The sequence below is a fragment of the Streptomyces sp. NPDC031340 genome, from assembly GCF_055569945.1.
In genome coordinates this window covers 15420-27595 of the sequence record NZ_JBVIIE010000087.1, presented here as the reverse complement: position 1 = coordinate 27595, position 12176 = coordinate 15420, and the positions used below count along the sequence as shown (strand labels likewise).

Below are 12176 nucleotides of genomic sequence, written 5' to 3'. Positions count from 1 at the left end.
CCCCCCCCCCCCCCCCCCCCCCCCCCCCCCCCCCCCCCCCCCCCCCCCCCTCCCCGCCCCCCCCCCCCCCCCCCCCCCCCCCCCCCCCCCGCCCCCCGGGCCGCGACGGGGCTACTGGGCCGGGGTCACGCCCGCCCGCAGCAGACCGTAGGTGTACGCGTCCTCCAGCGCCTGCCAGGACGCGGCGATGACGTTGTCGGCGACGCCCACGGTGGACCACTCGCCCGCACCGTCGGAGGTGGAGATCAGCACGCGGGTGGTGGACTGCGTGCCGTGCACGCCCTCCAGGATGCGGACCTTGTAGTCGACCAGGTCGAGCTTGGCGAGCTGGGGGTAGATCTTCTCCAGGGCGACGCGCAGGGCGCGGTCGAGCGCGTTGACCGGGCCGTTGCCCTCCGCGGTGGCGACGATGCGCTCGCTCTTGGCCCACAGCTTGACGGTGGCCTCGTTGGCGTGGGTGCCGTCGGGGCGGTCCTCGACGATCGCCCGCCAGGACTCGACCTCGAAGTACTTCAGCGGCCGGCCCTCCACCTCGGAGCGCAGCAACAGCTCGAAGGAGGCGTCGGCGGCTTCGTAGGTGTAGCCCTTGAGCTCGCGTTCCTTGACCCGCTCGACGACCCGGCCGACCAGTTCCCGGTCGCCGCCGAGGTCGATGCCGAGTTCCTTGCCCTTGAGCTCGACGGAGGCGCGGCCGGCCATGTCGGAGACCAGCATCCGCATGGTGTTGCCGACCAGCTCGGGGTCGATGTGCTGGTACAGGTCCGGGTCGACCTTGATCGCGGAGGCGTGCAGGCCGGCCTTGTGCGCGAACGCGGAGACGCCGACGTAGGGCTGGTGGGTGGAGGGGGTGAGGTTCACGACCTCGGCGATGGCGTGCGAGATGCGGGTCATCTCGCGCAGCCGGCCCTCCGGCAGGACCTTCTTGCCGTACTTCAGCTCCAGGGCGGCGACGATCGGGAAGAGGTTGGCGTTGCCGACCCGCTCGCCGTAGCCGTTCGCCGTGCACTGGACGTGGGTGGCGCCCGCGTCGACGGCGGCGAGGGTGTTGGCGACCGCGCAGCCCGTGTCGTCCTGGGCGTGGATGCCGAGCCGGGCGCCGGTGTCGGCCCGCACCGTGGAGACCACCGCCTGGATCTGCGCCGGGAGCATGCCGCCGTTGGTGTCGCACAGCACCACCACGTCCGCGCCCGCCTCCGCCGCGGCCCGTACGACGGACTTCGCGTACTCGGGGTTCGCGCGGTAGCCGTCGAAGAAGTGCTCGCAGTCCACGAAGACCCTGCGGCCCTGCTCGCGCAGGTGGGACACGGTGTCGCGGACCATCTCCAGGTTCTCCTCGAGCGTGGTGCGCAGCGCCAGCTCGACGTGCCGGTCGTGGGACTTCGCGACCAGGGTGATCACCTCGGCGCCCGAGTCCAGGAGCGCCTTGACCTGCGGGTCCTCGGCCGCCTTGGCGCCGGCGCGGCGGGTGGCGCCGAACGCGACGAGCCGGGCGTGCCGGAAGTCGATCTCCTGCCGGGCGCGGGCGAAGAACTCGGTGTCCCGCGGGTTGGCGCCGGGCCAGCCGCCCTCGATGAAGCCCACGCCGAAGTCGTCCAGGTGCCGTGCGATGGCCAGCTTGTCCGCGACGGTGAGGTTGATGCCCTCGCGCTGCGCGCCGTCACGCAGGGTGGTGTCGAAGACGTGGAACGAATCGTCGAGCTCGCTGGTTGCGGTCATGGTCTCAAGGCTCCTGATGTCGGATCTCGGTCTTTACCGGAATGACCGGCTCCACCGTCCTCCAATGATCCCTCGCGCTGCGCCCCCGGCTGAAGGTGGGCCAGAAAAGCGAAAAACCCCTCGCGGGTGCGAGAGGTCTGCGCGCGGGTCGAGGACGACGGTGTCCGCCCGTACCTGGTCGTACGTGGCGGTCACTGCGGACCGGCGCGCCTGCTGCCAATAATCATGGCGAACGAGAGCACGGGGGCAGTGTGGCACATACCGCCCGCGCACCCGCGGCCCGTCTCAGGATGCGAGCACCGCCCTGGTCACCGCGGGCGGTGCTCAGCGCTCCGGGAGCAGGGTCTGAGCGAGGAATTCAGCCACATGGGTGAGGACGTTCTGCCGGTCCGTGCCGCGCAGGCCGATCGCGACGTGGAGGGAGAGACCGTCCAGCAGGGCGCGCAGGCGGGTGCCGAAGCGGTCGGGGTCGACCGCGCGGAACTCGCCGCGTGAGATGCCCTCCGCGAGCAGCGCGACGAGGTCGCGGTGCCAGGCGAGTTCGATGGCGGCCTGGCGGTCGCGGGCGCGTTCGTCGGCGTTCTGCGAGCGGTTCCACACCTCCAGCCACAGCGTCCAGTGCGGGTCGCGGTGGCCGTCGGGCACGTAGAGGTCGACGTACGCGTCGAGCCGTTCGCGGGCCGTGCCGGGGCGGGCCAGCAGGCGTCCGCGCTCGGCGCCGAGCCGGCCCTCGCTCCACTCCAGGGTCTGCAGCAGCAGTTCGTCCTTGGAGTGGAAGTAGTAGAGCAGGTGGCCGCTGCTCATCCCTACCGCGGTTCCCAGCGCCGCCATGGTCAGCTTCTCCAGACCGCGTTCCGCGATCATGTCCATGGCTGCGGCGAGGACCTCCTCGCGCGGCGGCGCGTTCCTGCGCGCACCGGCCATCCGTTGCTCCTAGATCCTCGGCTGCTGCTGGGTGACGCAGTGGATGCCACCGCCTCCGGAGAAGATCGTACGGGCGTCCACCAGGGTCACCGTCCGTTCGGGGAACAGTCGGCGGAAGATGCCCGCCGCGATCTCGTCGCGCGGGTCGTCGAAGCCGCACAGGACCACGCCGCCGTTGCAGAGGTAGTGGTTGATGTAGGACCAGTCGGCCCAGCGGCCGTCGGCCTCCAGGACGGTGGGGGCGGGGATCTCGACGACCTCCAGGCGGCGGCCGCGGGCGTCGGTGGCGGACTTCAGGATGCCGATGACCTCCTTGGTCACCTCGTGGTCGGGGTGCGCCGGGTCCGGCTGGTGGTGCGCGACCACGACGCCGGGCCGGGCGAACGCGGCGACGATGTCGACGTGGCCGAGGGTGCCGTAGCCGTCGGGGGTCCCCCCACGCCTTTCGGGCAGTGGGGGAGGGTAGTCGCCGGTCAGGCCGCGCGGCAGCCAGATCGCCCTGCGGGTGCCGAGCTGGGCGTGGATCTCCGCCTCGACCCGCTCGCGCGTCCAGTGCGGGTTGCGCTCGGGGCCGAGCTGCACGGTCTCGGTCAGCAGCACCGTGCCCTCGCCGTCGACGTGGATCGCGCCGCCCTCGTTGACCAGTTCCGAGGTGTACGTCCGGGCCCCGGCGAGGTCGGCGACGTGCGCGGCGATCTTCGCGTCGTGTTCCCAGCGGGCCCAGTCCTGGGCGCCCCAGCCGTTGAACGTCCAGTCGACGGCGGCCAGTTCGCGCCCGTTGGTGAGGAAGGTGGGGCCGATGTCACGCATCCAGGCGTCGTCGAGTTCCCGCTCGACGGTGTCGACGCCGGGGCCGAGCAGCGCCCGCGCCCCGTCCGCCTGTCCGGGGCCGCACACCACCGTCACCGGCTCGAAGCGGCGTACCGCACGGGCGACGGACGCCCAGGCGATGCGGGAGGCGGCGAGGGCCTCGGGGTCGTGGAAGGTCGGGTTGGGGCCCGGCCACGCCATCCAGGTGCGCTCGTGCGGGGCCCACTCGGGGGGCATGCGGAAGCCGTCGGCGGCTGCGGACATGGGTGTTCCTCACAGGAAGTACAGGCGGTTGAGACTGACCGAGTCGGCGGGGTCGGAGCGGACCGGCTCGCCGTCGAGGGTGACCAGCCCGGTGCGCGGATCGACGTCGACCGTTCCGGTACGGCAGTTCAGGCGCAGGTCGGCCGGGCCGATGCCGCGCGTGCCGCGGACGGCGACCCGGCGTCTGCGCGTCGGCATGGTGTCGCCGCCCCGGTCGAGGGCGGCCTGCGCGACGAACGCCACGGAGATCTCCGCGGGGGTGGCCCCGTACGCCCCGAACTGCGGTCCGAGGACCAGGGGTTCGCAGGTGTCGGTGGCCGCGTTGGGGTCCCCGGTCACGCCGTACGCGGGGAAGCCGGCCTTGAGCACCAGTTGCGGCTTGGCGCCGAAGAACTCCGGCCGCCACAGCACGATGTCGGCCAGCTTGCCGACCTCGATGGAGCCGACCTCGTGGGAAAGTCCGTGCGCGATGGCCGGGTTGACGGTCAGCTTGGCGATGTAGCGCAGCACGCGCTCGTTGTCGTCGCCCTCGTCCGGGGCGCCGAACTCGGCCTTCATCTTCCCGGCCATGGCGAAGGTGCGGCGGACGGTCTCCCCGGCCCGGCCCATGCCCTGCGCGTCGGACGAGGTGATGCCGATGGCGCCCAGGTCGTGCAGCACGTCCTCGGCGCCCATGGTGCCGGCCCGGATGCGGTCGCGGGCCATGGCGGCGTCGCCGGGCAGGTCGGGCTTCAGGTCGTGGACGGAGACGATCATGCCGTAGTGCTCGGCGACGGCGTCCCGGCCGAAGGGCAGGGTCGGGTTGGTGGAGGAGCCGATGACGTTGGCGACCCCGGCCATCTTCAGCACGTTCGGCACGTGTCCGCCGCCGCAGCCCTCGATGTGGAAGGCGTGCACGGTGCGGCCCTCCAGCACGCGCAGGGTGTCCTCCACCGACAGGCACTCGTTCAGCCCGTCGCTGTGCAGGGCCACCTGGACGTCGTGCTCCTCGGCGACGCGCAGCGCGGTGTCCAGCGCCCGGGTGTGGGCGCCCATGTCCTCGTGCACCTTGAACCCGCACGCGCCGCCCTCGGCCAGCGCCTCGACCAGGGGCGCCGGGCCGGACGACGAACCCCGGGCGAGGAAGCCGATGTTGACCGGCCAGGCGTCGAAGGCGTCGAACGCGTGCCGCAGCGCCCACGGCGAGTTGACGCCGACGCCCCAGACCGGGCCGAACTCCTGCCCGATGATCGTGGTCACGCCGGACGCCAGCGACGCCTCCATGATCCGCGGCGACAGCAGGTGGACGTGCGTGTCGACGGCGCCCGCGGTGGCGATGAGCCCCTCGCCGGACACGATCGAGGTGCCGGTGCCGACGACGACGTCGACCCCGTCCAGGGTGTCGGGGTTGCCGGCCCGCCCGATGGAGTGGATCCGGCCCTCGCGGATCCCGATGGACACCTTGCGGATGCCCTGCACGGCGTCGATCACGACGACGTTGCTGATGACGACGTCGCAGGTGTCGCGGACGGCGGCGGCCTTGAGGTGCAGCCCGTCGCGGGCCGTCTTGCCGAACCCGGCGAGGAACTCGTCGCCGGGGCGCTGGGCGTCGGACTCGACGCGGATCACCAGCCCCGAGTCGCCGAGCCGGACCCGGTCGCCGGCCCGCGGGCCGTGTGTGGCGGCGTACTCGTACGGGTTCACGCGTCCGCTCCCAGGTATCCGCAGGCGGCGGCCCTGCGCAGGGCCTCTTCCTTCGCGCCGGGCGCGTCCAGCGCGCCGTCGACGAGCCCGGCGAAGCCGATCGCGATCCGCTCGCCGCCGATCGGCACCAGCCCCACCTCGACGCTCTCCCCCGGCCCGAAGCGGACCGACGACCCGGCGGGCACGGCGAGCCGCATCCCGTAGGCGGTGGCGCGGACGAAGTCGAGGCGCGGGTTGGCCTCGAAGAAGTGGAAGTGGGAGGTGACGGAGACCGGCACGGTCGCGGTGTTGGTGACCGTCAGCCGGACGACCGCCTCGGGCTCGGCGTCCCCGGTTCCGGGTCCGGGCAGCAGCGCGCCCGGGGCCCGCTCCCCCAGCCCGCCGCCGATCGGGTCGCCGACCACCGCGAGCCGGGAGCCGTCGTCGAAGACGGCCTCGACGTGCACCTCGGTGACGATGTCCGCCACACCGGGCAGCACGTCGTCCGGCCCGAGGACGGACCGGGCCCGCTCGATCGCCTCGGCGAGCCGGGCGCCGTCCCGGGCGGCCTCGCACACGGTGTCGGCGATCAGCGCGGTCGCCTCCGGAACGTTGAGCCTGAGGCCGCGGGCCCTGCGGGCGCGGGCCAGTTCGGCGGCCCCGAAGAGCAGCAGCCGGTCGCGTTCGGTGGGGGTCAGCCGCACGCCACGACACCTCCTCGTCCTGACTCATCCTGACAGTTAGAGCTTCACTCTAACCACGACAACGCCTGAAAGAAAAGGATCGCCGGTAAGTCGACAGTGGAAGATTTGAGCAATGCTCAAACTACAGACGAAGAAGGGCGCCTCCAGGCAGGAGGCGCCCCTCGTGACGGCGCGCCGGTCAGCTCAGCTTGTGCATCCAGCCGTGCTTGTCCTCGGCGATGCCCCGCTGGATGTCCAGCAGCGCCCGGCGCAGCTTCAGCGTGACCTCGCCGGGCTCGCCGCCCGCCTGCTGCCACTCGGCGCCCTCCCGCTTGACCGTCCCGACCGGGGTGATGACGGCGGCGGTTCCACAGGAGAAGACCTCGGTCAGCGTGCCGTTCTCGGCGTCGCGCTGCCACTGGTCGATCGAGACGCGGCCTTCCTCGGCGGTGTAGCCGAGGTCGCGGGCGACGGTGAGCAGGGAGTCGCGGGTGACGCCCTCCAGGATGGAGCCGGTGAGGGTCGGCGTGACGATCCGGTCGCCGTAGACGAAGTACAGGTTCATGCCGCCGAGTTCCTCGATCCACTTGTGCTCGACCGCGTCGAGGTAGCAGACCTGGTCGCAGCCCTTGGCGGCGGCCTCGGCCTGGGCGAGCAGGGAGGCCGCGTAGTTGCCGCCGGTCTTGGCGTCGCCGGTGCCGCCGGGGACGGCGCGGACGCGGTCCTCGGAGAGCCAGATGGTGACGGGCTTGACGCCGCCGGGGAAGTAGGCGCCGGCCGGGGAGGCGATGACCAGGAAGAGGTACTCGTTGGCGGGCTTGACGCCCAGGCCGACCTCGGTGGCGATCATGAACGGGCGCAGGTACAGCGACTCCTCGCCGCCGTGCGCGGGCACCCACGCCTGGTCCTGCTGGACCAGCACGTCGCAGGCGTCGATGAACGTCTCGACCGGTAGCTCGGGCATGCCGAGGCGGTGCGCGGAGCGCTGGAAGCGGCGGGCGTTCATCTCGGGGCGGAAGGTGGCGACGGACCCGTCGGGCTGGCGGTAGGCCTTGAGGCCCTCGAAGATCTCCTGCGCGTAGTGCAGGGTCATGTTCGCCGGGTCCAGGGAGAGCGGCCCGTACGGCACGAGCTGGCCGTCGTGCCAGCCGCGCCCCTCCGTCCACTTGATCGTCACCATGTGGTCGGTGAAGTGGCGGCCGAACCCGGGGCTGGCCAGGATCGCCTCGCGCTCGGCGTCGGACAGCGGGCTGGCGGAGGGCTTGAGCTCGATCGTGGGCGTCGTCATGAGAAGTTGTCCTTCACCGGTCGTGTAGTGACGAGCCGCCTCACGCCCGTGACTGCCAGTGGCCAGTGCTAGGACGTCCGAGCATTCCCTCGTTCCGCGACCCGCGTTCGATTATGACAAGCGGGAGTCCGTGGAACGAAAGGCGTGAATGCGGCCCAGGGGATGATGGTGGCACCCGGCGGGGACGCAGGAAAGCCGCCGGGTGCGAGTGACCCGGCGGCTTCTGGTGTATCCGAGGAGCGCGGCGGGGTCAGCCGGCTACTCGTACGGCCAGCGCGTCGCCGATCTCGGCGGTCGAGCGGGCGGGCTTGCCGGTGCGGTCGGCGAGGTCGGCGGAGACCGCCTCCTCGATGCGGGCGGCCTCGGCCTCGTAGCCGAGGTGGCGCAGCAGCAGGGCGACGGACAGGACCGTGGCGGTGGGGTCGGCCTTGCCCTGGCCGGCGATGTCGGGCGCGGAACCGTGGACCGGCTCGAACATCGAGGGGAACTCGCCGCTGGGGTTGATGTTGCCGCTCGCGGCGACGCCGATGCCGCCGGAGACGGCCGCGGCGAGGTCGGTGATGATGTCGCCGAAGAGGTTGTCGGTGACGATCACGTCAAAGCGCTCGGGCTGCGTGACCAGGTAGATGGTCGCCGCGTCCACGTGCATGTACTCGGTGGTGACGTCGGGGAACTCCTTCGCCACCTCGTTGAAGACGTTCGTCCACAGGTGACCCGCGAAGGTCAGCACGTTGTTCTTGTGGATCAGCGCGAGCTTCTTGCGCGGGCGGGCCTGGGCGCGGGCGAAGGCGTCGCGGACCACGCGCTCGACACCGAAGGCCGTGTTGACGGAGACCTCGGTGGCGACCTCGTGCGGCGTGCCCTTCCGGATGGTGCCGCCGTTGCCGGTGTACGGGCCCTCGGTGCCCTCGCGGACCACGACGAAGTCGATCTGCGGCTCACCGGCGAGCGGGGTGGCGACACCCGGCAGCAGCTTCGACGGACGCAGGTTGACGTGGTGGTCGAAGGCGAAGCGGAGCTTCAGCAGGAAGCCGCGCTCCAGCACGCCGGAGGGGACGCTCGGGTCGCCGATCGCGCCGAGCAGAATGACGTCGTGCCGCTTCAGGGCGTCGAGGTCGGCGTCGGTGAGGGTCTCACCGGTGGCGTGGTAGCGCTTGGCGCCGAAGTCGTACTCCTGGGTCTCCAGCTTCACATCCTGCGGAAGGACGGCGGAGAGGACCTTCAGACCTTCGGCCACGACCTCCTGGCCGATGCCGTCACCGGGGATCACTGCGAGATTGATGCTGCGAGACATGCGGGCACCCTACTCCTCGTCCCATGGAATGACACCGGCTGTCCGTCATGCGGACACCGGCGCGGGTGGCGGCACCGAGGCGTCGCCGCCCGTTCACCCCCAGGTGTGGCGGCCGTTGGGATTTGCTGGGAAGTTCACCGCCATGGACCTTCCCGACGTCGGCATCCCGCCGCAGCTCGCGAGCCGGATGAGCATGGCCGAGCAGTACGAGTACCTGCGCACCGGGCTGAGCCGGCGCCGCACGCTGGTGACGGCCGGCGCGGTGGCGGGCGGGCTGCTGACCGGCTGCGGCGGCCCGGCGTCGCGGGGCGCCGGGCCGGGCGGCGCGACGGCCACGGGCGCGTCGCCGGCGGCTTCCCTGGTCCACGGCTCCGCCGTCTCCCCGTTCGGCCGCCATCTCGCCTTCGGCGCGGACCCGAAGACGCAGATGCGCGTCTCCTGGCAGGTGCCGCTGGCGGTGCGCAGGCCCTACGTGCGCGTCGGGACACGACCCGACGACCTGGGCCGGAAGACCGCGGCCGAGGTCCGCGCCCTGCACACCCCCGGCGTGACCGGCGTGCGCCCGGCCCTGGAGCAGTACTACCTGCACGCCGCCCTGGACGGCCTGCAGCCCGGCACGACGTACTACTACGGCGTCGGCCACGACGGCTTCGACCCCGCCTCCGCACGGCACCGCTCGACGATCGGCGCCTTCCGCACGGCGCCCGCGCGTCCCGAGACGTTCGTCTTCACGGCGTTCGGCGACCAGGGCGTCAGCCGGGCGGCGGCCGCCAACGACCACGTGGTGCTGCGCCAGAAGCCCGCCTTCCACCTGCACGCGGGCGACATCTGCTACGCGGACGTCAACGGGCGCGGCCGGCAGAGCGACGGGTACGACCCCGCGTTCTGGGACCTGTTCCTCAAGCAGAACGAGCCGGTGGCGCGGTCGGTGCCGTGGATGGTGACGACCGGCAACCACGACATGGAGGCCTGGTACTCGCCGGACGGCTACGGCGGCCAGCTCGCCCGCTTCTCCCTGCCCGACAGCGGCTTCGACCCGCGCACGGCGCCGGGCGTGTACGCGTTCACCTACGGCAACGTCGGCTTCGTCGCGCTGGACGCCAACGACGTGTCGTACGAGATCCCCGCCAACCTCGGCTACACCGGCGGCCGGCAGACGAGGTGGCTGGCCGCGAAGCTGGGTGAGCTGCGGGCGGCGAAGGACGTCGACTTCATCGTCGTCTTCTTCCACCACTGCGCCTACTCGACCTCCACGCACGCCTCCGACGGCGGGGTGCGCGCCGAGTGGCTCCCGCTGTTCGCCGAGCACCAGGTGGACCTGGTGATCAACGGCCACAACCACGTCTACGAACGGACCGACGCGATCAGGGACGGCGGGGTCGGCCGGGCGGTGCCGGTCGGCGCGTCGACCGACCCGACGCGGGACGGGACCGTGTACGTCACGGCGGGCGGCGGCGGCAGGGACCTGTACGGCTTCCCGCCGGGCGTCAAGGAGAGCTACGAGGGGCACGTCACCCGCCACGACCCGGTCGACACCTTCCGGTGGACGAAGTCGCGGGCCGCGAAGGCGGAGACGGCGGAGTGGTCGCGGGTGCGCTACCGGGGCTTCTCGCTGCTCTCGGTGGAGGCGGTGAGCGGCGCGGCGCCCCGGCTCAGGGTGTCGGCGCTCACGGACAGCGGTAAGCGCATCGACCACTTCGAGGTGCGGCGCGGGGCGTGAGCCCGCGCCGCGGGTGACGGCTCGGTCCGCGCCGCGGGTGACGGCTCAGTGGCCGGTCGCGCCGCCGTTGTCCCTGCGGTCGAGGGCGCGCTGGAGGGCGGCCGCGGCGTTCTTGCGCTCGGACTCGGTGGTACGGGAGATGCGACGGACTCGGCGGCGGGCGGTCGTCTCGGCCATGGGAAATCGACTCCTTCGACACACGGGAGTGCGGGAAACAGAGATGGGGATGCGAGACGCCGGGTAGGGCGGGGAGCGGGGCCGCAGGGGTTGCCTGCGCGGGGCCCGGCTCACGACCGCCATTCGCTTGGTCGAGCGATACGTTCGGCTCCTACAAAGCTAAGGGAGCGGTCCCGGTCTGTCTCCACAATTACTCGGACTTCCTACTATCTGAGACAGTGGATCGGGTCACACCGCTCCGACCTGCACTTTCCGTCCTCGCGGCCCCATGGCCGACGCGCGCCCCGCCGTGCCGGGATGTCCGAGGCCGGCCGGCGGAGTCAGAATGGAGAGATGAGCACGCCACATCACCGGACCGAGGAGCGGCCGGCGCCCGCGGCGGACGAGGTGCTGCTGCGGGTGCTCGCCGCGGGCGTCGTCCCGGCGGCCCCGGCGGCGCGTCCCGGAGCGGCCCCGCGGAACGGGGAACCGCAGTACGGGGAACCTCCGTACGCGGAGCCGCCGTTCACGCCGGGCCTCGACGTGTCCGGCGTGGTGGCGGCGGCCGGAGCGGACGTCACCCGGTTCGGCCCCGGCGACGAGGTGTTCGGCAGGATCGACGACGGCGGCGGCTACGCCACCCACGTCACCGCGCCGGCCGGTCAGTTCGCGCCGAAGCCCGCGACGCTGGACCACGTGCACGCGGCCGGGGCCCCGACGGCCGCGCTCACCGCCTGGCAGGCCCTGATCGACATCGGCCGGGTCGGCCCGGGCACCCGGGTGCTGATCAACGCGGCCGACGGTGGCGCGGGGCACCTGGCGGTCCAGCTGGCCAGGGCGGAGGGCGCGTACGTCGTCGCCACCGCCCGCGCCGACCGGCACGGCCTGGTGCGCGACCTGGGGGCCGACGAACTCCTCGACCCGGCCGGCGCCGACCTGGACGCCGTCGTGCACGACATCGACGTGGCCCTGGACCTGGTGGGCGGCGACGACGGTCCGCGCACCCTGGGGACCCTGCGCCCGGACGGCCTGCTGGTGTCCGCGGTCCCCGGCGACCCGGGGCTCGCCCCGGAGGACGTGGAGGCCCGCGGCATGCGCTTCGCCATGGTCCGGGCCGAGCCCTCCGGGGAACGCCTCGCCAAGGTCGCCGGCCTCCTGGCGGACGGCCGCCTGCGCGTCCACGTGGCGGCGGTGCTGCCGTTCGCCGAGGCGGCGAAGGCCCAGGAACTGGGCGAGGCGGGCGACACCGAGGGCGCGGTGGTGCTGGTGCCCGGCCGCCCGTGAGCCGGACGGCGGCTCCTCGGCCGACAACGGCGGTGCGCGGGTCGATAATGGAGTCGTCCACGCGACTGAGGTCCGCTCCGCGCACGCCACGGCGGAGCCGGGCCACGGGAAGGTGACGTCATGAGCGACAAGGCACTTCTCGAGGGCGGTCCGAAGGATCTGCCCCAGCGGATCGTCCCGGTCCCGCCGCCCGGGAACGACGTGAAGATCGAGTGGCTCAACGGATACGAGCACTTCCGCGCGACTCCACGGCAGGCGGAGACGGACCAGGGCCGGCTGCCGGTGTACGAGTGGTGGGAGCGGACGGAACTGCCGAGCTGAGGCGCACGGAAGGAGGCCGGGGCCGGACCTCTGCGGTCCGGCCCCGGCCCCGGT

Annotated in this window: 11 protein-coding genes; 3 read left to right on the top strand and 8 right to left on the bottom strand. The window is 72.5% G+C overall.

Annotated features, from left to right (window positions below):
• Positions 1-111: 111 nt before the first annotated feature.
• The 7 genes from cimA to ACZ5GT_RS38685 form a co-directional block, all read right to left on the bottom strand.
• Complete coding sequence (gene cimA / locus ACZ5GT_RS38715) at positions 112-1716, bottom strand: citramalate synthase (protein WP_469036060.1); 1605 nt, start codon at positions 1714-1716, stop codon at positions 112-114.
• Between the two features lie 324 nt (positions 1717-2040).
• Positions 2041-2640: a TetR/AcrR family transcriptional regulator gene (locus tag ACZ5GT_RS38710; RefSeq protein ID WP_469036058.1), complete on the bottom strand. Its 600-nt coding sequence runs from the start codon at positions 2638-2640 to the stop codon at positions 2041-2043.
• Positions 2641-2649: 9 nt separating this feature from the next.
• A complete protein-coding gene (locus ACZ5GT_RS38705; RefSeq protein WP_469036056.1) occupies positions 2650-3714 on the bottom strand; it encodes an agmatine deiminase family protein in 1065 nt (354 codons plus the stop codon).
• 9 nt (positions 3715-3723) lie between these two features.
• On the bottom strand, positions 3724-5397 hold the full coding sequence (locus ACZ5GT_RS38700; protein ID WP_469036053.1) for an urease subunit alpha: 1674 nt from the start codon (positions 5395-5397) through the stop codon (positions 3724-3726).
• Positions 5394-6080 carry an urease subunit gamma gene (gene ureA / locus ACZ5GT_RS38695; protein WP_469036051.1) on the bottom strand — a complete coding sequence of 229 codons (687 nt, stop codon included), beginning with the start codon at positions 6078-6080 and terminating at the stop codon, positions 5394-5396. Before ureA ends, ACZ5GT_RS38700 begins: the two co-directional genes overlap by 4 nt.
• A gap of 178 nt (positions 6081-6258) precedes the next feature.
• A complete protein-coding gene (locus tag ACZ5GT_RS38690; protein WP_469036048.1) occupies positions 6259-7347 on the bottom strand; it encodes a branched-chain amino acid aminotransferase in 1089 nt (362 codons plus the stop codon).
• Between the two features lie 250 nt (positions 7348-7597).
• Positions 7598-8641 (bottom strand): 3-isopropylmalate dehydrogenase, encoded by a 1044-nt coding sequence (locus ACZ5GT_RS38685; RefSeq protein WP_469036045.1) that lies wholly within the window; start codon positions 8639-8641, stop codon positions 7598-7600.
• A gap of 142 nt (positions 8642-8783) precedes the next feature.
• Here ACZ5GT_RS38685 and ACZ5GT_RS38680 point away from each other — a divergent pair, with 142 nt between their 5' ends.
• Positions 8784-10361 (top strand): purple acid phosphatase family protein, encoded by a 1578-nt coding sequence (locus ACZ5GT_RS38680; protein ID WP_469036043.1) that lies wholly within the window; start codon positions 8784-8786, stop codon positions 10359-10361.
• A 45-nt stretch (positions 10362-10406) separates the two neighbouring features.
• Here the strand turns inward: ACZ5GT_RS38680 and ACZ5GT_RS38675 are convergent, their stop codons facing one another.
• Positions 10407-10538, bottom strand: coding sequence for a hypothetical protein (locus ACZ5GT_RS38675; protein ID WP_469036041.1), 132 nt, complete (start codon positions 10536-10538; stop codon positions 10407-10409).
• 333 nt (positions 10539-10871) lie between these two features.
• Here ACZ5GT_RS38675 and ACZ5GT_RS38670 point away from each other — a divergent pair, with 333 nt between their 5' ends.
• Positions 10872-11801: an NADP-dependent oxidoreductase gene (locus ACZ5GT_RS38670; RefSeq protein ID WP_469036038.1), complete on the top strand. Its 930-nt coding sequence runs from the start codon at positions 10872-10874 to the stop codon at positions 11799-11801.
• A 120-nt stretch (positions 11802-11921) separates the two neighbouring features.
• The gene (locus tag ACZ5GT_RS38665) at positions 11922-12122 is read left to right on the top strand and encodes a DUF5988 family protein (protein WP_469036036.1); all 201 of its coding nucleotides are present in this window, start codon (positions 11922-11924) and stop codon (positions 12120-12122) included.
• Positions 12123-12176: the final 54 nt, after the last annotated feature.

What these genes read in the sequence shown, in the direction of transcription:
- cimA (WP_469036060.1), bottom strand. Translation starts at nt 1,716, where the DNA reads ATGACCGCAACCAGCGAGCTCGACGATTCGTTCCACGTCTTCGACACC.
- ACZ5GT_RS38710 (WP_469036058.1), bottom strand. Translation starts at nt 2,640, where the DNA reads ATGGCCGGTGCGCGCAGGAACGCGCCGCCGCGCGAGGAGGTCCTCGCC.
- ACZ5GT_RS38705 (WP_469036056.1), bottom strand. Translation starts at nt 3,714, where the DNA reads ATGTCCGCAGCCGCCGACGGCTTCCGCATGCCCCCCGAGTGGGCCCCG.
- ACZ5GT_RS38690 (WP_469036048.1), bottom strand. Translation starts at nt 7,347, where the DNA reads ATGACGACGCCCACGATCGAGCTCAAGCCCTCCGCCAGCCCGCTGTCC.
- ACZ5GT_RS38685 (WP_469036045.1), bottom strand. Translation starts at nt 8,641, where the DNA reads ATGTCTCGCAGCATCAATCTCGCAGTGATCCCCGGTGACGGCATCGGC.
- ACZ5GT_RS38680 (WP_469036043.1), top strand. Translation starts at nt 8,784, where the DNA reads ATGGACCTTCCCGACGTCGGCATCCCGCCGCAGCTCGCGAGCCGGATG.
- ACZ5GT_RS38675 (WP_469036041.1), bottom strand. Translation starts at nt 10,538, where the DNA reads ATGGCCGAGACGACCGCCCGCCGCCGAGTCCGTCGCATCTCCCGTACC.
- ACZ5GT_RS38670 (WP_469036038.1), top strand. Translation starts at nt 10,872, where the DNA reads ATGAGCACGCCACATCACCGGACCGAGGAGCGGCCGGCGCCCGCGGCG.
- ACZ5GT_RS38665 (WP_469036036.1), top strand. Translation starts at nt 11,922, where the DNA reads ATGAGCGACAAGGCACTTCTCGAGGGCGGTCCGAAGGATCTGCCCCAG.